Source organism: Vibrio sp. ED002, from assembly GCF_023277445.1.
GTDB lineage: Bacteria > Pseudomonadota > Gammaproteobacteria > Enterobacterales > Vibrionaceae > Vibrio > Vibrio jasicida.
Genome location: NZ_CP080239.1, coordinates 163,820 through 186,864 on the forward strand (window position 1 = coordinate 163,820; position 23,045 = coordinate 186,864).

Consider the following 23,045-nt stretch of genomic DNA (forward strand, 5'->3'; position numbering starts at 1 on the left):
ACTGCACTAATTCGTTAGCGCAGTGTCATTTTATTAAAGAATAACCGAGTTAAAACTCGGAACAACAAACAAGTAAAGTTAGGTATCAAAATGGATCAGCAAGTTAAACAAGAGCGTTTACAAGGTCGTCTAGGACCAGAAATCAAGGAATTTCGTCAGGAGCGTCGTACCATTCAATTAGCAACCGTTGATGCGGAAGGCCGTCCAAACGTAAGTTACGCACCATACGTTCAAAACCAGGAAGGTTACTTCGTTCTTATTTCTCAGATTGCTCGTCACGCACGCAACCTACTAGAGAATCCAAACGTATCTTTGATGATGATTGAAGACGAAGACTCGTCGAAGCAGTTGTTCGCTCGTAAGCGTCTAACGTTTGATGCGGTTGCAACCGTTGTTGAGCGTGATACTGAAATGTGGCAACAAGTAGTTGGCCAAATGAAAGATCGTTTTGGTGAGATCATCGATGGTCTGAGCCAACTAGAAGACTTCGTTCTGTTCAACCTAAAAGCAGAACAAGGTCTATTCGTAAAAGGCTTTGGTCAAGCTTACCAAGTATCAGGCGATGATCTGGTTGATTTCGTTCACCTTCAAGAAGGTCATAAGAAAATCGAAAACGCATAAGCCGATTTTCTAACTTATGATCGTCTAAACGGATGTGAATGCCGAAAGGGAGTTAGGTTATACTGACTCCCTTTTTTATTAGAACCAAAGCACAGAGAAAGAGCATGAGACCAGTAAGCAAGGAACTTGGCGAGATTTGTTACCCATTCATCTATGAAGACAGCCCAGTATGTGACTTTGAAATCACTGCTGATGAGTTGTGTAGCAGAATTGGGTTGGTTCTATCGATGGAACTCGATGACTTTAGCCGTGACATACTGACTCGAATGCAGCCCAACGTATATCATGTAAATGGCTCTATCCGCGGAAAACTCGCGATTACAGAAGCGGAAGTCGATGAGCTAAAAGCCGATTACGATGCAGTTAAGGCTCGTATCGATGGCGGCTTTAAAGGGTTTGTGCTTCCTGGCGGCCACCCAACGTCAAGCCAACTGCATTTGTGTCGTTGCCAAGCAAAAAAGGTGGTTCGTGCATTGGTTGCCGTTGAGCATTCAGGTAAGAAACAACCCGCTCCGATTTTGTTTCGCTATTCAAACCTGCTCGCGAATGTGCTCTACAGTCTTGCGTCTTATATCAACCACATTTATCAAGTCGAAGAAACTGAGTTTGTGTCTCGCAGCTACACAATGCCAAGTAAATAGGCCAAATATCACCTAATAGTCTGAATTTAATGACTTTAAGCTAGCCGTCGCAGAGTTCTCATTCGAGTGCTTTGATTACCTTTACCCATCTTTCTGCCTTTGTTTGAATAACGATTAAAATTGATTCAGAGGAAAGAAACGATGGGTTTAGTTGTTGGGGGGCCTTTATTGGTCTGGCTGTTTTGCGCGGTATTGTCTATCAGAGCGGGGTTTGTGTTGTTTGCAGGGCAGCATTTTTCGAGTGTTCTGATTGCTATAGCGTTAGCGGTGGGGGCGACAGCTTCTATTATTTTCTACAACTGGTATTCGATTACGAAAAGGGAGGAGGTTTACTTTTTCTCCCTTGCAATGGAATTGGTGTGTCGCCCCGCATTGATTATGCCAACGGTTATCGCGATAGGACTGTATTTCTTCGGCGGAGGGCTATTGCTCAATAGTCACATCAAAATGTTCGTCTTTGTTGCACTGTTTTCATGTTCGGTAGCGAGTATCACGAGTTTGTTCACTGCCGAAAAAGTTATTGATGTATACCAGATCAAGCAAACTTATTAGATATGATTAAGAAGCCATCGCTTTTGCTTCTAGCTCTTTTGCACCGCGCAGCATCGCTTCAATCAATTCCCCAGCGTTGAATTTCTCTAGTGCCTCATGAGCGCCAACTTGGTGAGCTCGGTCAACACAAATTTCGCTTGATAGAGACGTGTGAAGAATACGGTAGGAGTTGTTAAGCGCAGAATCATTTTGAACTTCAAACGCAAGTTCATAACCATCCAGCCCTGGCATTTCAATGTCACTCACTAAAAGGTCAATTGGGCGGTTTGCTTCTGCATCTCGCTTCATCAAGTCGAGTGCGTCTGAGCCGTTTTTACGGATTTGATACGGGATGTTGATGCGGTCTAGCGCGTCGCTCAATTGCTTGCGAGCGATAGAAGAGTCGTCGACCAAAAGGATATTCAAGGCTTTCAAACGCTCGCGCTCGATGTCTGTAAGCATTGGAATCTTGGTATTCTCGTATTGCGGGTAGATCTTCGATAGTAGAAGTTCCACATCCAACATTTGTACGATCTTCTCTTCATAGCGAGTAATACCCGTTACAAAGATATTATGACCCGCACTTGATGGCGGTGTTTCGATAGATTTCCAATCACATTCAATGATCTTCTCGATACTTCGCACCATAAATGCCACCACGGTACGTAGACAATCGGTCACGATCAAATAGCAATTTTTGTATTCTTCCTCTTGGATAGGACGGAATCCAATTGCTGCCGCCATATCAATGACTGGCACCGTCAAATCACGAATCGTCACAGTGCCAATTACATGATGGTGCGAATAGGGAATTTTGGTGGTCGGCATGTAAGGTACAATTTCACGGACTTTAAGTGTGCCAATTGCGAAGTTCTGTTGCAGGGTGAGTTTAAACACCAACATGCCTTGAGATTGGTTCGCTTTACTCGCGACTTTTGCCATGAAAATAACCTTATCAATATCACTGATTTATGTAACTAATCTAATCTTATAAGGCGACCGCTTCAACCGTAGAGCGTGGAAAAGTGAGCTTTTTAGGAAATAGCGCAAATTAAAGGTGAAATTGAATCGGTGAGCGGCCAAGTTTTCATCAAATTGTTAGATAGAACCGAATATCAAAAGATGAAGATAAGGACTGCATTAGAGAAATTATTGCGATATTGAAGCGATTCGGTAAACTTGCGCCACCCGAACAGTGAGAGACAGACACATGGCAAATACAGCAGCCGCTTTACACATTCTTGTAAAGCATAAAGAACAAGCTGAAGACATCATCCAGCAGCTTAAAAAAGGTGCTAAATTCCAGACATTGGCAAAGAAATACTCGACTTGCCCATCTGGTAAACGTGGTGGCGACCTAGGTGAGTTTCGCCGCGGTCAAATGGTGCCACAGTTCGACAAAGTTTGTTTTTCTGGTGAGGTTCTTACTCCACACCTAGTCAAAACCAAATTCGGTTGGCACGTTGTTAAGGTGTTATACCGCACTTAAAAAATAGCGCGTTTATCGCGCTATTTTTGTATCTAGCGTTCTTTATTCGCGCACCTGTCGTCATCATTTCGAGTCTTCCTCTCCTTTCCTATCAATTTATAAACCGCACCAACTGTGACGTGAGCAGCAGTTTCGCTTTCTTAAATATTTGTTACATATCGAATTGTTGCCCCATATTCACATTCTTACTGAGAAAAGGCGTAATAGTGAGAGTAGGCGCGTTCAGAATGGTTTATCTGCAAAATGCTTATAAAACAGGTGTTTAAATCGGTATCCTTGCGATCTTTGTTTTGGCTTCGGCGTTTGAATACTTTTAAACGGACGTTTAAACCTTAACTGGGGATGAGCTACGCCTTGTTTTTCCACCTAGCAGAAACGCAAAAGGGGTGAGGGAGGTTCGCTAATAGTTCTTATAATTTTGGCTATTGGATTCGCTCACGAAGAATACGAGTAACAATGGGTGAGCGAACGCGACGAGGAGAGAAACATGAGTGGCTTACAGGAAACACAATCAACAGGTGCAAATGTTATCTTGCACGCTTTTGATTGGAAGTATGCTGACATTGCCCAACGCGCGGCGGAGATCAGCGAGCTAGGTTATGGCTCGGTATTGGTTTCTCCACCGATGAAAAGCGCACAAGACGAACGCTGGTGGCAGCGTTACCAACCTCAAGATTATCGTGTTATCGACAATGCGCTCGGTAATACCACAGATTTTAAATACATGGTTGAAGCACTCGACCGTGTAGGTGTATTGGTTTACGCCGATGTCGTCTTTAATCACATGGCGAACGAAGCTCATTTACGCTCGGATTTACAGTATCCGCGCCAAGCCGTGATGGACGATTACCAGCAAAATGCAAGCAAGTATCAAAATCTGACTCTATTCGGTGACTTGTCAGAGCCGCTGTTTGATGAGAATGACTTCGTTGAAGCTTTTGGCATTAAAGATTGGAAAGACAAGTGGGAAGTTCAAAATGGTCGAATCTCGGGCGGTCCAACCGATCCTGGGTTGCCGACTTTACGTGTGTGCAAGCATGTTGTTGAGCAGCAACGTATTTACCTGAAAGCGCTTAAGGCTTTAGGCGTGAAAGGTTTCCGTATTGATGCCGCAAAGCACATGACGCTAGAACACCTAAAGTTGGTTTGGACCGAAGACATTACTCAAGACGTTCATATCTTTGGTGAAATCATCACAGATGGTGGCGCGACAGAAGAAGAATATGAGCTGTTCCTAGAACCGTATTTGAAAGAAACACGGTTAGGTGCATACGATTTTCCGTTGTTCTCAACCATCTTTAAGGCGTTCTCGAAGAAGGGCAGTTTTAAGTCTTTGATCGACCCGTACTGTTTTGGTCAGGCTTTATCTAACCGTCGAGCTATTACTTTCGCGATTACTCATGATATTCCAAACAATGATGTGTTCTTAGATTTGGTCATGGATGAAGAGAACGAATGGCTAGCGTATGCCTACATTCTGGGACGCGATGGCGGTGTTCCGCTGATTTACACGGATTTGGATACCAGTGGTATCAAGGGTGTGGATGGCAAACCAAGATGGCAGAATGCGTGGAAAGACGTACGTATGGCAAAGATGGTGGCATTCCATAATCTTGTTCATGGCGAGCCAATGACGGTACTAGAAGGTAACGACGATATGTTGGTACTTCAGCGCGGCGAAAAGGGCATCTTGGTACTCAACAAATCTGCGCGAGCGCAATCACTGCAACTGACAGTGAACAAGGTTCTGGTTGATATGATGACCGGAGAAGAAGTGCCTAGCGGTGAAGAGATTAAAGTGGCGGCGAAATCAGCAATGCTGCTTGTAGAAAAGTAATACCCCTTAGAAGCGCAAACAGCTTTGGAGTTTGCGCTTCTTTTTTCCTTATTTGTCGCTTGGGATTTAGTCGACGAGTTTAGCGACGATCTTTCCGACCGTTCGTTGCTGACGAATAGACACTAGAGCTTGAGCGACGTCTTTTAATGCGACGACTTCCAATTTAGGCACCATGACTTCACCACGTTCTAGCATGTGGGAGAATTCCACCCCAGCGTTAACGATAGAAGCAAAACCTTTTTCACCGTGAACATGACCAGAGCCTAAGCTCAGTTGGTGGAAGGTGAGCCCTTGCAAAAAGGCTCCTGGGTATTCGGTTGCACGCGTTGTTCTTACTAGCTCTACCATTTCACCTTCAAAACCAAGCACAGAAGCACACAGAATGTCGTTGTCGCCACCAACGCAGTCCAATGATACCTCTACGCCAAAGCCTTCAGTGATAGCCATGATTTGTTCACGTACATCCTCTTGTTTGTAGTCAATGACGTGTGTTGCACCTAACGAACGTACAAACTCGTGGTTTGCCGCAGAGCTTGTAGTGATGATGGTTTCTACACCGAAGAAGCGAGTGAGCTGAATGGCAAAACTACCCACGCCACCAGAACCACCAGCAATAAAAATGCTCTTACGTGTAGAAATGTTCAGTTTATCAATGAGCGCTCGATAAGCCGTCCAGCCCGCACAAGGTGAAGCGGCTGCGACTTCTGGAGCGACATCAGGGTGCGCAACTAACGTACGTGAGTCTTGAATTGCGTATTCGGCAAAACCACCGCTCATTCGACGCATGTTGCCATGATAGAGAACGCGATCACCTACCTGCCAACCCGATACCTTGTCACCGATGGCAACGATTTCCCCCGAAACATCGAGGCCACCGACGAAAGTATCGTCCATGCCATCGACCATCTCGTGCCAAAGATTCACTTTCGCATCGACAGGGTTGAGCCCAACGGCATGAACTTTTACTAACACATCTAACCCACTCGCAAGCGCTGGAGTGTCGATGTCGGTATAGGTAAAGGTATCTTGATCTTTTTGGTAAGTGATCGCTTTCATTCTTTTCCTCTAAGGGCATAAAGCACCGAGTTATATGGCTTAATAACGTTAGAATAGTTGGAAATCTTCATTTTGTTCCACGTATATTAGCCTTAAGGCAATGCTTTCAAAAATTATCATTTGTTCTCATATTCATAAACTTATGTAATCCAAATTGAGTTATTATCTTATTTATGTGCTGTGAGTATAAAAAAAGCGCCGAGTAAGTCGGCGCCTTTGGTAGATGTTTGTCCAAACACCTTTCAAGTTCTGCTGTTTAAGCTATTTCACTAAGTGTTGACCCATGACGCCATCGCCTTTTTCTAAGCGAGATGAAATGTCACCAAACAGATCCGGTAAATCGGCTTTGATGGTGTAGTTATGTCCGTCATTCAACTTGTTAAAGTCCACTGAGTACTGCGTGTAACTGTCGTCATACTGGTAACGCACGTTCATCACTTTTTGGTCTAGGTTGTACACCAAACCATAGATGGTTGCATAGCCACGCATTTCGCCATTTACTGGGCGGTTTGCCGCATCCAATGGGATTTTGTAGGTCACACTGTCGAGTTTCGCAATGCCATTGGTGTAGCTGCTAGGCTCTTTAAGCTGGTCCTTCATGTAGCTGTTCCAGATAAAGCGTTGAGCAGAATTAATGTTACCCGGGATCGGGAACTCACCATTCACATCACTCTTCGCTTTGGGTTGCGTTTCTTGCCAGTTTTTCAAGTGTTGCGCGTACTCTGGGCTGTTAGTCATCACGTCATATTGTTTGCCATGATGCACTTGCCAAGCGCCGTCGATGTATTCCAATACAGCAGAGTCACCACTTGCGTCTTCTAATGAATAATGCCCCTTCATTTCGATGCCATTGTGGCTGAACTGTTGGATTTGGATTGAATCTAGATTCTTCAATGCTTCATCAACGGATGCAAAGCTATCAATCAAATAGGCGACAAAGCGCGAGTTTTCGATTTGTTGTTTGCCAGCTTGTGGTGCGCCTGGGTTTTCTTCATCCAAGAACAGGGCATTCGCCGCAAAGCCTTTCTCGTTAAAGCCATCAATAGTGCCCACGCCGTAAATACTTACACCGATAGAAGCGTATTTCGATGTCCACGTAAGCGCATCGTCTTTATCGTAGCCACGGTATGTTTGGCCTGCGTGACGAACATCAATGGTTGGTTGATTGGCTTCCATCCAATCCATAGTACGAGAGACAAATACACCGTGGTCTTGAGTCTCCCAAACCAAACGTGAACACGCATTTGCTGCAGTAGAGATGCTGCCAACTGCCATTGCGACTGATGCTGCTAGAAGTACTTTTTTGCTAAAACCTTTCATTGAATTGCCCTCGTAACGTTTCAATACGAGGTCATTATTACGTTTAATATTCACCATGTAATCTCAGTTATGTTGTAGATTTTGCAACAAGACAGTTTAGATTGAGCTAAGATAAACAGGTTTATTGTTTGAGGACCTTCCAATGCCCAGAGCCAGTTTTGACCAACTTACTGCATTTGTCGCTGTCGCAGAGCATGGATCATTTAGCCAAGCCGCAAGGGTAATCGGGAAAGACAGAGCGACGCTGCATCACCAAGTCAGCGATCTCGAAATTGATTGGGATGTGACCTTGTTTGAACGTAAAGGAAGAACACCAGTCTTGACGGAAGTAGGAACGACGTTACTTACCCAAGCCAAGCATATTCTTTACCAAATGCAGTCTTTAGAGCTTTCTTGCGACAGCTACTCTCAAGGGGATGTTCCGGAGATAACGATTTGTCACGACATGTCGGTACCGTGTGATGCCATCGCGGACATCGATCTGTCTTTGCGTAAGCAATACAAGAGTACAGCGATTCATTGGTTACATCGCAGCCGAGATGAAGCGTTAGAAATGCTTATGGCGAAACAAGCGGATTTTGCGGTGGTACTTAACAGCGGCAAAGCGTTCCCAACCGAAGGGATGTCTTTTATTAACTTGGGCTATCCAAGGTTTACCTTCTATGCGCATCAGAAAAGCCCAATAGCGCAGAAACCCGTGGTGACTCTGCAGGATCTTGCGTCACATCATCAATACATTGCAGAGAATTTCAGCACCAGTGCACTTGGTAATCAACAGGTGATGTCACCAAACATTTCTCGAATCAGTAACATCGATGTGTTGATGCGATTATTGAAAAATGATGGCTTTGCCTTGCTTCCTCATCATTTAGTGCAAGCTCATGATGAGAAAGGCGAGTTTGTCCCGTTAAACATCGATTTTATGGCAAACGAAGGTCGTGCTGGCTATGTGCTACTAAAGCGAGGCAATACGTTAAGCCCCGTACATCAAAAGCTGGTGGCGTTGGTGACCGAATGGTTTGATAAACAGGTGTAAAAGCCAGAATTCTCCATTTTGGATTCGTACTGGATTAAGAAAGCACTAATCGTAGTGAGATGTCACCATCATCGAGTACGCCATTCTCTTGAAATCCGAAAGCACGATATAGCTGGCCTGCCTGCTGATTGGAGGGTTTATGCATCGTGAGTAAGGTTTTCCCGCCAAGTTGTTTCACTTCTTCAACGAGCAAACTAAGTACTTGCTTTCCATAGCCTTTGTTCTGGTGATCTTTGTCGATCATAAAGCGGAACAGCCAGTAAATGGAGTAATCAAGCGGCTCGTCTTCATGGCAAAACGCAAGCAAACCGATCACCGTCTCTTGCTCATAAATCACTTTCAATCGGTAGTCGGTTTCAAAGCGTGACTGAGCAATCGTAATCGCGTTGGCGGCAAGGTTTTCTTCTTGTTCTGGGTGAAGATTGAGACGAATACAATCTAGATAGTTTTCTTTGGTGAGTTCTCTTAATGAGATCATAAAAATGAGTTTCCTTCTTCCTTAAAGCAGAAAAAGTAAAGCTTACTATTCAGCAAGATAGCAAATGAGAGAGCGGATGAAGAGATAAAGCTGTGATTGAGTTCATGGATAGGCGACTCAATAACGAGCCGCCAAGCTATCGGTGTTCATTGTGAGGTGGGAATTCAGCGAGGGATTAACATCTATCGCAAGAAGTACCGTTTTGGTTGCAATCTGTCATACGACCTTGTTTGTCGAACGAGAAACTACAACATTCTTCAAATAGCTTTTTCAATTCGACACGTCCTCTCTGTACGCGCGATTTGAGGGTTGAGTAGCTGATACCTTGCTCTTCGGCCAACTTCTTCTGGCTCATGCCTTCAAGCTCAATAGAAGAGAGCAGTTGCGATTGCTCATCTGGTAATGCTTGCACAAACGGCGCAATGCACTTTGACAGTTCTTGTTTCAGGTTTGATTCTTGCTCTTCAAACCAAAGATCGTTAGCAACGAGGTCATTATCACGCTGATTTCGAGCACGTTTACGGTAGAAATCGATGATGGCGTTATTAGCGATTTGGAAGAGCCAAGATTTGACGCTAGATACATCACGAATATCCGCAAGGTTTTGATAAGTCTTAAGTAAGATCTCTTGTTTTAAGTCGTCTACATCATCTTCATTGCTGACTTTAGAGCGCAAGAACGCATGAATAGCGTGTTCGTATTCGCTCCAAATTGATTCGAGGTTAGCAGTTTTCATTGATGCAACACTCGTCACGCAAGAAACCAATAACCGTATCTAAGCATTCATACTCGGCAACACAATATAAAGTACGACCTTCACGACGCTGACTGATTAAGCCGGCTGAGGCTAGGCTCGAAATGTGATGAGAAAGGGTAGAGGCTGGAATACCAAGTTTATCTTGTACGCCACCAACCGCGATTCCTTCATAGCCTGCTTTGACCACCTCTTTATAGATACATAAACGGGTAGGGTGTCCTAGCTCTTTGAGCGCTTTTGCTACAGCTTCGAGTTCCATACTGACCTCTTGGAATGACAGACGATAAATACATTTCGATGATAGTGAAAGTGTGGGTGAATAGCAAACAAGAAAAATCCCTTAGTTAATTAATTGATTATTAAGACTTTAAATTATATTTCGATATTTATCGAAATATAATGGTTGACGCATCGATTTTTAATTCTATAATTCGAGAAAAGTAGAAATGAAGAGTTCAGCTTCATTAGGAAATTTACAGTTACTGATGTGACATCAGTAGGAGAATCAATATGAATCCAGAAATCATGACCATGGCTAAGGAAGCGCTTGATATGTTTGCGTTTCTAGCAACCGAACTTATCATCCTATTCCTAGCGATTAGCTACATCGTGGGTGTGTTGCAAGATTTTCTAACGCCAGAAAAAATCCAATCTATCCTGAGCTCGAAAAAGGGTAAAGGTTACTTCATTGCTGCGCTATTAGGTTCGATTACGCCTTTCTGTTCGTGTTCGACCATTCCTTTCTTGAAAGGTCTATTGCGTGCAAGAGCAGGTTTTGGACCTATGATGGTGTTCCTATTTGCAAGTCCACTGCTTAACCCCGTAATCATTGGTTTGTTTGTAGTGACCTTTGGTTGGAAAGTAGCGGTATTCTACTTTGCTATCGCGATGACAGTGTCTGTGGTTGCAGGCTATGTACTTGAAAAGCTAGGCTTTGAACGTTACGTAAAACCAGAAGCGTACGAAGCAGTAGGCCCCTCTTCATGTGGTACATCTTGCGGTGATTCAAGCAAGAAAAAAGAACAAGCGAAACCTGCATCAAGCTGTGGTACTAGCACTTGTGGCGAACCTGCACCAGTTGCAGCAAAAACATCATGCTGTAGTGAACCAACGCCTGTGGTAGCGAAAACATCTTGTTGTGGTGATAGCGCGCCAAAAGCAGAGCCTAAAGTAGAAGTGTCTTGCTGCTCATCAGACGGCAGTGCAACAGCGACAATCGTGGAAGAAAAAGAGCCTAGCCGCTGGGTACGTATTTGGCATTCAACTTGGAAAGACTTTAAACAAGTATTCCCTTACCTAATGATGGGTATTGCGATTGGTTCATTCATCTACGGTTTCATCCCAACGGATCTTATCGCGGAGTACGCAGGTGAAGCGAAGTGGTACGCGATTCCAGTAGCAGCAATTATTGGTATTCCATTGTACATCCGTGCAGAGGCAGTTATTCCACTAAGTGCGGCACTAGTACAAAAAGGTATGGCACTGGGTTCAGTAATGGCACTTATCATTGGTAGCGCAGGCGCAAGTCTTACAGAAGTGATTTTGTTGAAATCAATCTTTAAGAACCAAATGATTGCAGCCTTCCTATTCGTTATCTTAACGATGGCAATGGGCGCAGGTTACCTATACACCTTCATCTTTGCTTAATTTAATTAAGTAAACTGAAAAACAAAAATCCCCAAGTTTCGGCTTGGGGATTTTTTTATTCTGAAAGACTTAAAGCTTATCGCTCGCCAAGCACTTCAAACTCATCGTAAGTTAGGCGAGACAAACCATCTTCTTGAATTTCCCATAACTCTTTGTGTACGACACCAAACGCCTTGTTCATCGTCCAATCTGAAGTAAGAATGTAGCCATTTTCGCTGTCTTTTTCCCATTTAGTGTTGGTGTAGTCCACGCTGTTAAAGCCTTGGTCTATGATGTTTTGCCAGAATGCTTGGATTGCTTCGCGCCCTTCAAAAGTGCCAAATGGCTTAGCTACCATAATGCAGTCTTCTGCGTATTGTGCTGCACAGCCCGCAGCGTCTTGATTGTTGAAAGCGATTTGCCATGCTGAGATGCCTGCTTGAGCGCGTTCTAAAACTGATTGAGTCATCCTGAATATCCTGTGATTGGTGTTTGTTTATGGAGTGATCATAGGGTTAGAATTGAGATAGAAAAACAAAGTAATAAGAATTGAATGTTCTGTAAAAAAGAACAATAAGGAAGGGCGATGAATAAGCTGCGTTTGATGTCTCTGTTCGTTCATATCGTCGAGTGTGGTTCAATTTCCAAAGCTGCAGATAAGTTAGAGCTTTCTAAGTCAGTGTTGAGCTCTGCTTTGAAGCAACTAGAGCAAGAGCTGGATACTTGTTTACTCAAACGTACGACCAGAAAGCAAACTCTGACCTCGACGGGCGAACGCTTTTACGAGCAGTGCGCGCAAATGACAAAACAAGCAGAAGCCGCGTGGTTAGAAGCTACAGAGTTAAAACAAGTGCCAACGGGAAGGCTTACCGTCACTGCGCCACATGCACTAATGCGCTCGATAGTGTTGCCTGCTTTAACGAGTGCTTTTGCTGCTCACTCTGATGTGCAGTTAAATTTGATCAGTGATGATAAGCATGTGGATATTGTTCAGCAGGATATCGATCTTGCCATACGAGTAGGGGCTTCTGGCGATTCAAACATTAAGCAGCGCAAAGTAGGGCAGTTTTGTGACGTCTTGTGTCGTGCGAAAGGAGCGCATACTGATTTTGAAAGTGCGCCTTATATTGCTCAACATTGGCAGCTTGAACCTGTGGTCCATGTGTTTGCCTCCAAGGAGCTGGGACATCAAATTAAATATCCAGTGAAGCACCGAGCGAATACCGTCTTTGATGTGGCCAGTCTTTTAGAAATGGGGTTAGGCGTTGGGCTCTTGCCTGATTTTATGTTGGAGTCGAACTCGTTTCTTGAACCAGTTCCCGGTGCGAAAGCGTCAAAGGTGAACCCAATTTATGTATTGCATCCCTACCAAGCTCATGTGCCGATGGCAGTGACATTAGCAATAAAGGCGATTGAATCGCGCATTGAAGAGGTAATTTTATGTAAAAACTGACGGTTATCGGGTCGAACATTCAGAGTTGGTTTGGAATTAGAATTGATGAATTTTTATTCAGGATCAATCTTCATTATTATTTCACCCCACGTTCAAAATGCCTCGTCTACACTATTTGATGAGTTGTCAGTTGGCAGACCAAGGAGGCAGCCATGATTGCAGTTCATCGAGAGTATTGCTTATCGAATAGCCCAGATTTACACGCCCATGTTGAAGTCAATCCCGTCGGTAAATTGGAAGTTGAAATTATCGAGCTTCATGAACACCACACCACCGAGTTTGATGATCTTTCTTTTGAAAGTAGTGGCACTCAAACGCGTATTTGCGGGAAAGAAGACACCGTTCCGTGGCAGTTCAACCTAGCGAAAACCGACGCATTAGAACTGTCGCATTTAGTGGATGAGGCGAACGAAGAGTATGAGACATTGATGAGTGATCTCATGTAGCTCTGCTTTTTCACCGGCAATAAAAAACCTCCCAGTGGGAGGTTTTCGCGTTTATTGAGCGTCTTCTTTTGGTGGATGCAGCTCTTGGACGTTTTCTTCGTTGAAGTCATCCGCATACCCTTTTGGTGGCGGTGTCCATCCACGTTCTGAACGGGAGAGCTTATCGTGACGATCTTTTTGCATCTCTTCAGCCATCTTTTCTTCAAGATGGATAAACAGTTGACGGAAGTTGTTATCGTAACGCTCTCCTTCAGAATCGTCTGCCCATGCTTCGTATAACATGTCAGACTTTCGGTCTTCCACGCGTTTATAGGTTGCTTTCTGTTGCTCTACATAGAACGGGTGAATGCCCAGTGATTTCATAACATGACCGCCCATCTCCAAAGCTGAATGATAGGTTTCAGATTCAATAATATCTGCGCCTGCTTGACGAAGTAAGTAACTGTGTCCACGGTCAAAGGCGCGCGCAATGATTTTCACCTTCGGATACGTGTGCTTGACGTATTTGACCAGTTCAACACTCGCTTCTTGATTGTCGATGGCTACGACAATCGCGGCAGCGTGCTCAATGCCAGCGGTATGTAGCATATCCGGGCGCATAGCGTCCCCGAAGTAGGCACGAGTACCTATTTGTCGCATGTTGTCGACTTGGCTTGCTTGGTGGTCGAGTACAACCGTTTCCACGCCATTAGATACCAACAAGCGGTTTACGATCTGACCAAAGCGGCCGATACCTGCAATGATGACGGTACCTTGTTCTTCAATGGTGTCACTTTCGCGCTCATTCGATTCACTTTCAAAGCGAGGAAGAATCACTTTATCAAATAGAATGAATAGACCAGGCGTTAGGAACATAGAGATCGCAACAACCAATGCCAGTGTTTGTGAAAGCTCGAATGGGATTACGTGGTTTTGTACCGAGAAGCTTAATAGCACAAAGCCGAATTCACCCGCTTGCGCCAAGCTCAAAGTAAACAACCAACGGTTACTGCCTTTGATACGGAAGATAAACGCAAGTGTGAATAGAATCGCTGCTTTCAGAATCATCACGCCAAGCGTTAGACCGATGATCAAACCAAAGTCGCTGAACAGCACTGAGAAGTCGATGCCAGCACCTACCGTGATAAAGAACAGGCCAAGCAGCAAGCCTTTAAACGGCTCAATATTTGATTCCAGCTCATGGCGGAACTCACTGTTCGCCAGAACCACACCCGCTAAGAACGTACCCAGAGCCGGAGACAGACCCACTAGGCTCATTAATGCCGCAATGCCGATCACCAGCATTAATGCTGTTGCAGTAAAGATTTCACGTAGGCCAGAGCTTGCTACGTAGCGGAACAGTGGACGACTTAGGAAATGTCCGCCAACAACGACGATAGCAATAGAAGCCGTAATCACGAGACCGTAAGCCCAGCCAGGAAGTCCAGCCACTAAGCTAAGTTCTTCATGATGTTCTGCAGCTGCTTGCGCTGCCGATTGCGCTTGTTCTACCAACTCTGGCAGTGCCAATAGCGGAATAAACGCCAGCATTGGAATCACGGCGATATCTTGGAAAAGCAGCACCGAGAACGCGTTCTGGCCACCTTCTGTTTTGGTCAGTCCTTTCTCGCTAAAGGTTTGCAGAACAATCGCGGTGGAAGAAAGCGCGAAGATCAAACCGATCGCTAATGCTATGGTCCACGATTGGCCAAAGTACAGGGCAATTGCCATGATCAATGCGGCAGTACCACCAACTTGTAGGCCACCTAAGCCCATTAAGCGATTGCGCATTGCCCACAGCATTTTAGGTTCAAGTTCCAAACCAACGAGGAACAACATCATGACCACACCAAACTCAGCAAAGTGTTGAATTGTTGTGGTTTCTTCACCTACGAGGCCGATAATAGGACCAATGACCACACCCGCAATCAAGTAACCTAATACCGAGCCTAAGCCTAGACGTTTTGCTAAAGGAACGGCGACGACAGCGGCAATAAGGTAAACAAAAGCTTGTAAGAATATCCCTGTCATGATGCTTCCTTAATCAGTTGTGGTAATGCACTATTTAACTTGATGAGCGATGCCGCCGCTTTGATATCAAGCGTATCTTTAACCAATGCGTTAAGCAGCGTTTGGTAACGCTCTACATGTTTCGGAATTCTGTCTTCTTCTTGAGCGGTACGGGAACCAAACAATGCAAGTGGAGCAATGTAGTTCATCCCAGTCAGAGCCGACATTTGCTCGATAGGAGCTAATAGCTCACGGATGGTGAAGTGGTTGTAGCCTTCGGCTTTATAGGCCTCTTCTTTACCACCTGCGGATAAGACACAAAGCATGGTTTTGCCATGAAGCTCTGTCCCTTCCGAACCATAAGCAAAGCCGTATTCTAAAACCAGATCCTGCCACTCTTTTAAAATGGCTGGCGTGGAATACCAGTACAGCGGAAATTGAAAAATCACCACATCGTGGTCGCGTAAACGCTGTTGTTCTCGGTCAATATTGATATTGAAGTGCGGGTACTCGGCATAGAGATCGACACAAGTGACACCTTCAATTGTATTAGCTGCTTTAAAAAGGGGAGTATTCACCTCTGAGCGATGCTGGGAAGGATGCGCAAAGAGAATCAATACTTTTTTATTTATCATAGGAATCCTTGCTATGCGTCTAAACCATTTTTGGTATAAGAATGAAAGACTTTTGGTTGCTGTATCAAACTGTAACCCATAAACCTTAACCTATCTACATTACTGATTGAACATTGAAAAGCTAAAATCACTTTCAATGAGATATAAAAAATCTTCAAAGTTCACTGCTTTTTATCTTCCTTAATAAACGCTTGAGCAGCTCCTTTATTAGAGAAAGATGGATGCACTTAACAGAAGTTCTCAATCTACAAATTTGGTGTGGGTTATCTCGTTTAATGTACTAGGTTTTTTACTCTATTTTTTGAGAATCAACGCATAAAAGCGAACACTTGATATCCTCACACCTGCATCAAAGAAGTTATCTAGAAACCTGCATCCGAGTTGATACAGGGATGAGCAAAACGACTTATTTCAAAGCCATGTAAAATGATAAATTTGACGAATGTGATAAGCGAAGAATGCCGCAGATTAACGTTTACTGAGAGCAGGGTGTTCATCGGAACGGCGTATTTCGAATTTTATAAACGCCAACTAGATCTCAATCTTTGTTATTTTTTCGTCATAGAGGCGTAGAGAGTGCAAATAATTCATAGGTTGAGATTGGAAAGTGCACAAATCTGTTCTTATGCTGAATAATAACCTCAAGTTATTATCGATGTGGAATATGGCCAAAGATCTTTTCTCTAATCTCGACCTCAATTTGTTGAGGACGTTTATTATCCTCCATCAAGAACGCAATATGCGTAGAGCCGCTGAGCGTTTATTTGTCTCGCAGCCGGCTGTAAGTAAAGCACTGCAGCGCTTAAGAGACCATTTCGAAGATGAGCTGTTCGTGAAAACCCATCATGGCTTGCGAGCTACCGAGTACGCGAATGATTTAGCGGAAAGCTTAGCGCCGTTACTTGATGAGATATCGATGACGTTAAATGGCTCAAAAGACTTTAACCCATTAGAGATGAACGGGACGGTCAAGATTGCGTTAGCTCCTTTTATCCTTAGTTCCTATGCAAGCGAAATTTTTCAAGCAATCAGACAGGCGGCACCCAATGTGCAAATTCATTTACTGAACTGGTCGCGCTCTACCATGGATGAAATTATTAAGGATGAAGTTCTGCTTGGTGTGAACTACGAAATCAACCACGCTCCCAAAGAGCTCTTGACGAAAGAAATCGTAAAAGATGCGTTTTGTGCTTATGTTCGAAAAGACCACCCCTTGCAAGGTGATTGCCTACGAGTGTCAGATTGCCAGCATCTTGAGTTTGCGACCGTGATTGCCGCTGACTGGAACTCTAATATCTCATTTTCAGAAAAAATAATGAAGATCAAAGGGGTAGAGCCAAACATTGCGTTTCGCTCGGAACTCCCGTCAGCAATTATTGATGTGGTCGCAAATTCAGATATGGTGTTTCCGGCGTCTAAAACCGTGAATGTCGATAAGTTGTATAAGCTCCGTAGGCTTGATATTGAGCTCGATGGTATGGTGATCGAACCGTCTCTGCTGGCTTACTACCACCACAAGAATCGACATAATGAGATGGTGCACTGGTTGCGCAATATTGTAACGGAGATTATTACCGGACACCTAGAGCGAGAGTCGTAACAATAATAACCCTCAGTTATCACGCCTTATACCTCTGTTTATTAATAACCCGCCGTTAAGTGCGGGTTTCTTTTAAGCAATTAGTACCAAAAAACACTGTTCAATATACTTCTCTTCATCGGGCAGGGAGTCCACAGAACCTGCAAGAGGCAGCCCTGAATTTCGACAAATTAAGAGAGTAAATCATGAAAGTTAAATTACTGAGTGCAGTTATCGCAGCATCTTTTCTAGCCGGTTGTTCATCATCAAGTTCTTCGGACTCCCCTAGTGAGCCAGCAGGTGTGGCATCGGTACAAACCTTCGAAGGTGAACATTTCGATGGAATGGCAATTCAAGGCGACAATGGTGAGTACAACACAGTCGCAATCCGTGGTGTAGAAGGTAACACCGTATTTAATGTCGGTGGTGAACTGTACTTCACCGACGGTGATGTCGTGAAAGATGCTTCAGGTAATGTGGTTGGTAATATCGAAGTTCGCAATAACGAGTTGGTGTTTGTGAATGACAAGGGTTTCGTGCACTTGAGTGTAGAAGATGGTCGATTGGTGGTGGAAGAAGTAAAACCTAAGATTGAACATCCTATTGAAGAAGATGTAGATCCTGACTTTGGAGGCGGTGTTGTTCCGACATATGGTGACATCATTGAACTTGAAGGTGCGGCAGTAATCGTTGGTGATAATGGGAATCATGTATTCATCAGTAAAGATGAAACAGACACTGTAAACATTGTTGTTGGTGATTCAGGTGCTTTTTACACCGTTAATGATAGCGAGATTAGAAATGAAGACGGTGACATTGTAGGTCATACATCAAAAGAAGGGGATAACTACATCGTGCGCTTAGAAGATGGCACAGAGGTGGTATTCCGCAACGAGGATGGTCGTTTATTTGCCGGAGTTACGAACCGTCCAGATATTAGCCACCCAATTGAAGGGGTTCCAATGCATCCGATTGAACTGCCGTCGCCAATTAACCCAATCGAACCAGAAATTAGTCACCCAATCGAAGATGTCACTAATTTGCCTACAAACCAATTAACCAAAGAACAGCGCGCAGAATTGAAACAAAAGGTTCAATCCCTATCACAAGAGCAACGTCAGGAAATAAAAAGAGCGATTCGCGACCGCGTTGAGCGCTCGTAAACCAAATCGCATAAGGGTAAGTAGCAAGGAGCCGCTTGATTTAAGTGGCTCCTTTTTTCTTTTCGAATCTTTCTGATAGGTATTCCAATGAATAAATCTCTGACGCTGCTTTGCGCGCTCTTTGCCGTGCCGTGTTTTTCTGCTGACTACAAAATGCCAGAGTTTGGTTTAGACGTGTCCAATACAGATGATGAATGGATTGTGACTGCTTCAGGGTACTTACAAGCAACGGAAGAATGGAACATTTCTGCTGAAGTGGATTCTACGGGGTATTTAGAATTGGGGACGGGATATGGCGTGATGCTCGGACAGTTCTATACAGAAGCATTTGTGAGCTATGGCCGTGCAGATCTGTTCGATGTGTATGATGCGGGAGTATTTACCGGAACCGCATTAGGGGATGATTGGATGGTTTTCGCCAACAGCTCTCATGAGTGGAGAACCAGCTCAATCGGTAAGTCATTCCCATTATTGGAAAAGACAGAAAGAGAGTGGAAAAACACCGTTGGTGCAAGCTATACACCGATTGATTTTATCCGGCTTGGTTATTCGTATAACTACGATAAAAAACTCACAGAAGGCGGTCATCGAACCAATCACGAAGTACGTATTACTTTAAAACCAAAATGGGTAGAGCCTTATGTGAAGTACACATTTGGTGAGCATCGAGTTTCGCCGGGCTCGACCAAGATAAGTGAAGAGAACAGCGTAGAACTAGGTATTAATTTTAACTTTTAACTAAGGTGGGAGTATGAACTTTCAATCAATTATTCTTGAGTATGCAGTGGCGATTATGGGCTTACTTTTGACAGGAATAACCCTCTAAGCAGGATGCTCAGAGGGCGACAAAATTAACGGTTGATGTTGTAGCGAGCCATTGCCGCTTCTTCTGTTGTCACGACTGTTTTACCAATCGGAGCCAGAGAGATAACCGCCAGTTTCAGGTGTTGAAGTGCGAACGGAATACCAATGATGGTTACGAAGCATGCTACGGCAGAAAGTATATGACCGATTGCCAACCAAATACCTGCAAATACAAACCAAATCACGTTACCAATCACGCCAAGCGGGCTAGTACCGATGTCCATTTCATTGGTCAGTTCATCTCGTGAAACCGCTTCTTTGCCGAATGGGAAGAACGAGAAGTTACCCATCACGAAACAAGCGCGTCCCCATGGAATGCCGATGATGCTGATGAAAGCCAGTAGTCCGAAGAACCACCATAGCAAACCCATGAATACGCCACCGAATACAAACCAGATGATGTTGCCGAGTGTTCTCATTTAAAACCCTTTTTGATTTATAGCGTTGTGTTAAGTATGTCACACGAATCTTAACAGAGGATGAATGGACGCACTTTATCTTAAATAAGCAATCATTGATGAGAATGCCTATTCGATTGAGGGAATACAGAAAGCTTGTTGCAGGGAGAAAAGAGAAAAGGCTCCCAACGACAACGTTAAGAGCCTTCTTAGATTACGCGGTTGCCAAGTTCAAACGTGGTACCGGTTTGTCATTGATCGGCAGGTGAATAAGAGCCGCGATAAATGCCAACACAACCGTTGACCACCAGATTGGATCGTAAGAGCCGTAGTAATCGTAAATGCGACCACCAACCCAAGCCCCCAAGAAGCTGCCTACTTGGTGAGTGAAGAATACTAAGCCGTACAAGGTTGAAAGGTAACGAGCACCAAAAATCTGGCGTACTAAGCCTGAAGTCAGTGGCACCGTGCCTAACCAACAGAAGCCGATAGCACCACCAAAGATGGCTGCAGTGTGTTCGGTGACAGGTAAAGTCACAAAAGCACCAATCACCACCGTGCGCATCAAGTACAGTGCAGACATAACGTGACGCTTGTTAAAGCGATCAGCCATCACACCCCAGAAGTAAGAGCCAAAGATGTTGAAGATGCCAACATACGCCAGTGCCATCGCTGCTGTCGAAGCCGGTAAATCTTTATCTGCCAAGTAACTTGGTAAATGAGTGGCGATAAACATGACATGGAAGCCACACACGAAGAAACCGGCGTGGATCAACCAGTAACCTTTGTGTGCGAAAGCTTCTTTCAACGCTTCTTTCAGAGTTTGCGTATCTTCTTGAGCATTTGCTGCGTTGTTGGCTTGTGGTTTTGCTGTTCTCATGAACAACGCAAACATCACCATAAAGCTACACAACACGGCAAACACCTGAAGCGCACCTTGCCAACCAAAGTCACTTAATAACGCTTGTGCACCGGGGATCATCGCAAACATGCCGAATGAGCCTGCTGCTGTTGTTAAACCAAATGCTTTTGCAGCGTGTTGGGCAGGGACAACTTTCGCCACTGCGCCTAGCACGATCACATAACTGGTCGCGCTTAAGCCGAAGCCAACTAGCACACCCAGCGACAAATACATCATGGTTGGCTCAATCGCTATGGAAGTTAGGTAAAGACCTAAAGCGTAAGAAATGGCACCTAAAATGATTATACGCTTTGCGCCCCAACGGTCTGACGCCATACCAACGAATGGTTGGAACACACCAAACAACAGGTTTTGCAAGGCAATAGCAAAGCTAAAGAACTCGCGGCCCGTTTGGAAGTGGTCTGAAATTGGCATCATGAAAATGCCGAACGATTGTCTGATCCCTAGACAGATAATCAAAATCCCTATTCCAAGCCAAACAAGAATTGGAAATCGGAAAATACTCATAATTTGCTCTTATTAATGGTGATGGTGGTGATGAGAGTGATCCTGGTGTTCGCCGTCGCCAGTGGTTTGATGACAACCGCTGTTGATGGCTTGCTCTGCCAATATTTCCAATAACTTAGGTGAGTTATGGACGATGATTAATGACAGGCCCAACATGACGGACATTCTCAGCACCTGAGCGAAAATGGTTTGAGAAAAAAGCATGCATTGTGCGCTCAAGTAGAAAAAAGAGCGCGAAGTGTAGAGATAAGTCTGTGATGACACAAATGATAAAAAGTGAAGTAAGGTATGCGTTTTATGCATACCTTATTGAGTGTCCAAAATACCAACAATTGGCTTAAAAAACAGAATCTAAAACAGACAGCACTCGACAGTTGCCCAATGGATCCAATATCACCATGATGGCTCTGGTTTCGGTAGAAATACTGCACGTGTCTATCACCGTTGTAGTGCCTGTTTCTCTGATTTCAATCGGAACATTTGCGGTATTCGCACCTACGATGATCTGGCTCGACAAGGTTCTTTTGCTCAGATTAAAGATCCGTTGGGACCCATCCACCCAAACATCACTGTTGATACCGCCTTGTAGTTGGCTAGCATCCATAACGAATACAGAGACTTGAGTATTGGTTGTGCTGCTCGTGTCGGGCTTGTCTTGGAAGACGAGGTCATAAAATCCTGTGTTAGCGTCACCAAAAGCAAAGATTACTTGAGGATTAGAGACAGCAATTGAACGTGTCTCACTGACTAAGGTTTGCTGGCTATTGGTTTCAATCAAATCAAACGTGATATCAAAAGTACTGGCGTTTTCTTGAATCAACAGCAAGCCTGTTTCTGTCGCACCATAAAGTGGCAGATTGGAATAAATATCTTCTTGCAGGCTGCCATAGTTGGCTTGAACACTGATATCTGAAACACCGCTCGGGTTTTGGTTGACGAAGTTAACGGTCTGAAAGTTGAGAGCTCTTACCGCAATCTCTGGATCTGAGGAATCGCTCCCTCCACAGCCGGAGAGTGCGCTCGATAAGGTGATAATTGATAAAACTGACATCCACTTCATTGTGCTGTCCCTATAGAGTTAATGAGAGTCAGTGCCAACCAACAGGACCCGACGAGTGGCGCATCGGGTCGTTCTAATTAAGACAGTATAGTGGATGCTCGCAGGCTTACAGTTTTTGTTCTGCGGTTACTAGTGGGACGCGAGTTGATACAGCGTGCAGTGCGATGTTGTGGATCATTTCATCGACCGTTGTACAGCAGTCCATAAGAATTGATACCTCGTATTTTTCTGCCGCTTTAGAAATCGCAGTATGAGTGACACAGTTTTGCGTCATCATGCCAGTTACTAATAGCTCTGTTACCCCATGTTTTTGCAGTACTTCTTCAAGGTTTGTTTGTTCAAAGCCGTCTGCAAAGTGTTTGATAACCACATCGGCATTTGGCGCTAGCGTTAAGATCTCAGGGTGAATGTCAGCGCCTTCAGAACCTTCATTAAAGAACGGCGCTATGCCCATTGCTGGGTCGGCGATGTGCTGAATATGAATGACAGGAATATTTTTCTCATTCGCTTTAGCAATTGCGCTCTTGATGTTGTTTAGTGTTGCTTCTGTATTCCATAGCGGGAATTTACCGTTAGGGAAGTAGTCGTTTTGTAGATCGATAACAAGAAGTGCTGCTTGGCTCATGGTGTTTTCCTT

26 protein-coding genes are annotated in these 23,045 nt (G+C 44.3%); 12 read left to right on the forward strand and 14 right to left on the reverse strand.

Going from position 1 to position 23,045, the window contains the following annotated elements; all coding sequences use genetic code 11:
- The first annotated feature begins 90 nt into the window (after positions 1–90).
- The 3 genes from hutZ to ITG12_RS17535 all read left to right on the forward strand — a co-directional run bounded on the left by hutZ (position 91) and on the right by ITG12_RS17535 (position 1,814).
- Positions 91–621, forward strand: coding sequence for a heme utilization protein HutZ (gene hutZ / locus ITG12_RS17525; protein ID WP_005441121.1), 531 nt, complete (start codon positions 91–93; stop codon positions 619–621).
- A gap of 104 nt (positions 622–725) precedes the next feature.
- Positions 726–1,262 carry an ATP:cob(I)alamin adenosyltransferase gene (locus tag ITG12_RS17530; RefSeq protein ID WP_054823712.1) on the forward strand — a complete coding sequence of 179 codons (537 nt, stop codon included), beginning with the start codon at positions 726–728 and terminating at the stop codon, positions 1,260–1,262.
- A 141-nt stretch (positions 1,263–1,403) separates the two neighbouring features.
- A complete protein-coding gene (locus ITG12_RS17535) occupies positions 1,404–1,814 on the forward strand; it encodes a hypothetical protein (protein WP_038877741.1) in 411 nt (136 codons plus the stop codon).
- Between the two features lie 6 nt (positions 1,815–1,820).
- Here ITG12_RS17535 and ITG12_RS17540 read toward each other — a convergent pair whose 3' ends face one another.
- Positions 1,821–2,735 carry a chemotaxis protein gene (locus tag ITG12_RS17540; RefSeq protein ID WP_038877739.1) on the reverse strand — a complete coding sequence of 305 codons (915 nt, stop codon included), beginning with the start codon at positions 2,733–2,735 and terminating at the stop codon, positions 1,821–1,823.
- A gap of 253 nt (positions 2,736–2,988) precedes the next feature.
- Between ITG12_RS17540 and ppiC the strand changes: the two genes are divergently transcribed.
- A complete protein-coding gene (gene ppiC, locus ITG12_RS17545) occupies positions 2,989–3,282 on the forward strand; it encodes a peptidylprolyl isomerase PpiC (protein ID WP_223976268.1) in 294 nt (97 codons plus the stop codon).
- A 487-nt stretch (positions 3,283–3,769) separates the two neighbouring features.
- Positions 3,770–5,119, forward strand: a complete 1,350-nt coding sequence (locus ITG12_RS17550; protein ID WP_038877737.1) for an alpha-amylase family protein — start codon at positions 3,770–3,772, stop codon at positions 5,117–5,119.
- 66 nt (positions 5,120–5,185) lie between these two features.
- Here ITG12_RS17550 and ITG12_RS17555 read toward each other — a convergent pair whose 3' ends face one another.
- Positions 5,186–6,175, reverse strand: coding sequence for a zinc-binding dehydrogenase (locus tag ITG12_RS17555; RefSeq protein WP_038877736.1), 990 nt, complete (start codon positions 6,173–6,175; stop codon positions 5,186–5,188).
- A gap of 261 nt (positions 6,176–6,436) precedes the next feature.
- A complete protein-coding gene (locus ITG12_RS17560; RefSeq protein ID WP_038877733.1) occupies positions 6,437–7,552 on the reverse strand; it encodes a linear amide C-N hydrolase in 1,116 nt (371 codons plus the stop codon).
- 85 nt (positions 7,553–7,637) lie between these two features.
- Here ITG12_RS17560 and ITG12_RS17565 point away from each other — a divergent pair, with 85 nt between their 5' ends.
- Positions 7,638–8,531, forward strand: coding sequence for a LysR family transcriptional regulator (locus ITG12_RS17565; protein ID WP_038877731.1), 894 nt, complete (start codon positions 7,638–7,640; stop codon positions 8,529–8,531).
- 34 nt (positions 8,532–8,565) lie between these two features.
- Here the strand turns inward: ITG12_RS17565 and ITG12_RS17570 are convergent, their stop codons facing one another.
- The 3 genes from ITG12_RS17570 to ITG12_RS17580 all read right to left on the reverse strand — a co-directional run bounded on the left by ITG12_RS17570 (position 8,566) and on the right by ITG12_RS17580 (position 10,025).
- Positions 8,566–9,009, reverse strand: a complete 444-nt coding sequence (locus ITG12_RS17570) for a GNAT family N-acetyltransferase (RefSeq protein ID WP_038877730.1) — start codon at positions 9,007–9,009, stop codon at positions 8,566–8,568.
- Between the two features lie 175 nt (positions 9,010–9,184).
- Positions 9,185–9,745, reverse strand: a complete 561-nt coding sequence (gene sigZ / locus ITG12_RS17575) for an RNA polymerase sigma factor SigZ (RefSeq protein WP_038877727.1) — start codon at positions 9,743–9,745, stop codon at positions 9,185–9,187.
- On the reverse strand, positions 9,732–10,025 hold the full coding sequence (locus ITG12_RS17580; protein WP_005433559.1) for a metalloregulator ArsR/SmtB family transcription factor: 294 nt from the start codon (positions 10,023–10,025) through the stop codon (positions 9,732–9,734). The genes sigZ and ITG12_RS17580 overlap by 14 nt, the downstream gene beginning before the upstream one ends.
- 251 nt (positions 10,026–10,276) lie before the next feature.
- Between ITG12_RS17580 and ITG12_RS17585 the strand changes: the two genes are divergently transcribed.
- Positions 10,277–11,413: a permease gene (locus ITG12_RS17585; RefSeq protein ID WP_248874632.1), complete on the forward strand. Its 1,137-nt coding sequence runs from the start codon at positions 10,277–10,279 to the stop codon at positions 11,411–11,413.
- A gap of 76 nt (positions 11,414–11,489) precedes the next feature.
- Here the strand turns inward: ITG12_RS17585 and ITG12_RS17590 are convergent, their stop codons facing one another.
- Positions 11,490–11,861 carry a nuclear transport factor 2 family protein gene (locus ITG12_RS17590; protein ID WP_248874634.1) on the reverse strand — a complete coding sequence of 124 codons (372 nt, stop codon included), beginning with the start codon at positions 11,859–11,861 and terminating at the stop codon, positions 11,490–11,492.
- A 117-nt stretch (positions 11,862–11,978) separates the two neighbouring features.
- Between ITG12_RS17590 and ITG12_RS17595 the strand changes: the two genes are divergently transcribed.
- Both ITG12_RS17595 and ITG12_RS17600 read left to right on the forward strand, forming a co-directional pair.
- Complete coding sequence (locus ITG12_RS17595; protein WP_248874636.1) at positions 11,979–12,845, forward strand: LysR family transcriptional regulator; 867 nt, start codon at positions 11,979–11,981, stop codon at positions 12,843–12,845.
- Between the two features lie 152 nt (positions 12,846–12,997).
- Complete coding sequence (locus ITG12_RS17600) at positions 12,998–13,291, forward strand: hypothetical protein (protein WP_042600164.1); 294 nt, start codon at positions 12,998–13,000, stop codon at positions 13,289–13,291.
- 51 nt (positions 13,292–13,342) lie between these two features.
- Here ITG12_RS17600 and ITG12_RS17605 read toward each other — a convergent pair whose 3' ends face one another.
- Positions 13,343–15,301: a monovalent cation:proton antiporter-2 (CPA2) family protein gene (locus ITG12_RS17605; RefSeq protein ID WP_248874638.1), complete on the reverse strand. Its 1,959-nt coding sequence runs from the start codon at positions 15,299–15,301 to the stop codon at positions 13,343–13,345.
- Positions 15,298–15,915, reverse strand: a complete 618-nt coding sequence (locus ITG12_RS17610; protein WP_042604930.1) for an NAD(P)H-dependent oxidoreductase — start codon at positions 15,913–15,915, stop codon at positions 15,298–15,300. The genes ITG12_RS17605 and ITG12_RS17610 overlap by 4 nt, the downstream gene beginning before the upstream one ends.
- A 664-nt stretch (positions 15,916–16,579) precedes the next feature.
- On the opposite strand from ITG12_RS17610, the gene ITG12_RS17615 reads away from it, so the two are divergent.
- From ITG12_RS17615 to ITG12_RS17625, 3 genes are all read left to right on the forward strand, one after another.
- Positions 16,580–17,515 carry a LysR family transcriptional regulator gene (locus tag ITG12_RS17615; protein WP_054755402.1) on the forward strand — a complete coding sequence of 312 codons (936 nt, stop codon included), beginning with the start codon at positions 16,580–16,582 and terminating at the stop codon, positions 17,513–17,515.
- A 185-nt stretch (positions 17,516–17,700) separates the two neighbouring features.
- On the forward strand, positions 17,701–18,657 hold the full coding sequence (locus ITG12_RS17620; RefSeq protein ID WP_038877717.1) for a hypothetical protein: 957 nt from the start codon (positions 17,701–17,703) through the stop codon (positions 18,655–18,657).
- An 87-nt stretch (positions 18,658–18,744) separates the two neighbouring features.
- Positions 18,745–19,395, forward strand: a complete 651-nt coding sequence (locus ITG12_RS17625) for a hypothetical protein (RefSeq protein WP_061034497.1) — start codon at positions 18,745–18,747, stop codon at positions 19,393–19,395.
- 113 nt (positions 19,396–19,508) lie between these two features.
- Here the strand turns inward: ITG12_RS17625 and ITG12_RS17630 are convergent, their stop codons facing one another.
- From ITG12_RS17630 to ITG12_RS17650, 5 genes are all read right to left on the reverse strand, one after another.
- On the reverse strand, positions 19,509–19,940 hold the full coding sequence (locus tag ITG12_RS17630) for a YccF domain-containing protein (RefSeq protein WP_009704819.1): 432 nt from the start codon (positions 19,938–19,940) through the stop codon (positions 19,509–19,511).
- 193 nt (positions 19,941–20,133) lie between these two features.
- The gene (locus ITG12_RS17635) at positions 20,134–21,348 is read right to left on the reverse strand and encodes an MFS transporter (RefSeq protein ID WP_042600167.1); all 1,215 of its coding nucleotides are present in this window, start codon (positions 21,346–21,348) and stop codon (positions 20,134–20,136) included.
- Between the two features lie 12 nt (positions 21,349–21,360).
- A complete protein-coding gene (locus tag ITG12_RS17640; RefSeq protein ID WP_005535284.1) occupies positions 21,361–21,513 on the reverse strand; it encodes a hypothetical protein in 153 nt (50 codons plus the stop codon).
- A 172-nt stretch (positions 21,514–21,685) separates the two neighbouring features.
- The gene (locus ITG12_RS17645) at positions 21,686–22,408 is read right to left on the reverse strand and encodes a hypothetical protein (RefSeq protein WP_038877710.1); all 723 of its coding nucleotides are present in this window, start codon (positions 22,406–22,408) and stop codon (positions 21,686–21,688) included.
- A gap of 106 nt (positions 22,409–22,514) precedes the next feature.
- Positions 22,515–23,033 carry a cysteine hydrolase family protein gene (locus ITG12_RS17650; protein ID WP_038877708.1) on the reverse strand — a complete coding sequence of 173 codons (519 nt, stop codon included), beginning with the start codon at positions 23,031–23,033 and terminating at the stop codon, positions 22,515–22,517.
- Positions 23,034–23,045 lie beyond the last annotated feature (12 nt).

Coding starts and splice junctions, on each gene's coding strand:
- ITG12_RS17635 (WP_042600167.1), bottom strand. CDS start 21,348: ATGAGTATTTTCCGATTTCCAATTCTTGTTTGGCTTGGAATAGGGATT.
- ITG12_RS17555 (WP_038877736.1), bottom strand. CDS start 6,175: ATGAAAGCGATCACTTACCAAAAAGATCAAGATACCTTTACCTATACC.
- sigZ (WP_038877727.1), bottom strand. CDS start 9,745: ATGAAAACTGCTAACCTCGAATCAATTTGGAGCGAATACGAACACGCT.
- ITG12_RS17530 (WP_054823712.1), top strand. CDS start 726: ATGAGACCAGTAAGCAAGGAACTTGGCGAGATTTGTTACCCATTCATC.
- ITG12_RS17535 (WP_038877741.1), top strand. CDS start 1,404: ATGGGTTTAGTTGTTGGGGGGCCTTTATTGGTCTGGCTGTTTTGCGCG.
- hutZ (WP_005441121.1), top strand. CDS start 91: ATGGATCAGCAAGTTAAACAAGAGCGTTTACAAGGTCGTCTAGGACCA.
- ITG12_RS17620 (WP_038877717.1), top strand. CDS start 17,701: ATGAAAGTTAAATTACTGAGTGCAGTTATCGCAGCATCTTTTCTAGCC.
- ITG12_RS17645 (WP_038877710.1), bottom strand. CDS start 22,408: ATGAAGTGGATGTCAGTTTTATCAATTATCACCTTATCGAGCGCACTC.
- ITG12_RS17615 (WP_054755402.1), top strand. CDS start 16,580: ATGGCCAAAGATCTTTTCTCTAATCTCGACCTCAATTTGTTGAGGACG.
- ITG12_RS17625 (WP_061034497.1), top strand. CDS start 18,745: ATGAATAAATCTCTGACGCTGCTTTGCGCGCTCTTTGCCGTGCCGTGT.
- ITG12_RS17600 (WP_042600164.1), top strand. CDS start 12,998: ATGATTGCAGTTCATCGAGAGTATTGCTTATCGAATAGCCCAGATTTA.
- ITG12_RS17590 (WP_248874634.1), bottom strand. CDS start 11,861: ATGACTCAATCAGTTTTAGAACGCGCTCAAGCAGGCATCTCAGCATGG.
- ITG12_RS17640 (WP_005535284.1), bottom strand. CDS start 21,513: ATGTCCGTCATGTTGGGCCTGTCATTAATCATCGTCCATAACTCACCT.
- ITG12_RS17580 (WP_005433559.1), bottom strand. CDS start 10,025: ATGGAACTCGAAGCTGTAGCAAAAGCGCTCAAAGAGCTAGGACACCCT.
- ITG12_RS17540 (WP_038877739.1), bottom strand. CDS start 2,735: ATGGCAAAAGTCGCGAGTAAAGCGAACCAATCTCAAGGCATGTTGGTG.
- ITG12_RS17610 (WP_042604930.1), bottom strand. CDS start 15,915: ATGATAAATAAAAAAGTATTGATTCTCTTTGCGCATCCTTCCCAGCAT.
- ITG12_RS17650 (WP_038877708.1), bottom strand. CDS start 23,033: ATGAGCCAAGCAGCACTTCTTGTTATCGATCTACAAAACGACTACTTC.
- ITG12_RS17630 (WP_009704819.1), bottom strand. CDS start 19,940: ATGAGAACACTCGGCAACATCATCTGGTTTGTATTCGGTGGCGTATTC.
- ITG12_RS17565 (WP_038877731.1), top strand. CDS start 7,638: ATGCCCAGAGCCAGTTTTGACCAACTTACTGCATTTGTCGCTGTCGCA.
- ITG12_RS17570 (WP_038877730.1), bottom strand. CDS start 9,009: ATGATCTCATTAAGAGAACTCACCAAAGAAAACTATCTAGATTGTATT.
- ITG12_RS17595 (WP_248874636.1), top strand. CDS start 11,979: ATGAATAAGCTGCGTTTGATGTCTCTGTTCGTTCATATCGTCGAGTGT.
- ITG12_RS17550 (WP_038877737.1), top strand. CDS start 3,770: ATGAGTGGCTTACAGGAAACACAATCAACAGGTGCAAATGTTATCTTG.
- ITG12_RS17585 (WP_248874632.1), top strand. CDS start 10,277: ATGAATCCAGAAATCATGACCATGGCTAAGGAAGCGCTTGATATGTTT.
- ITG12_RS17560 (WP_038877733.1), bottom strand. CDS start 7,552: ATGGTGAATATTAAACGTAATAATGACCTCGTATTGAAACGTTACGAG.
- ITG12_RS17605 (WP_248874638.1), bottom strand. CDS start 15,301: ATGACAGGGATATTCTTACAAGCTTTTGTTTACCTTATTGCCGCTGTC.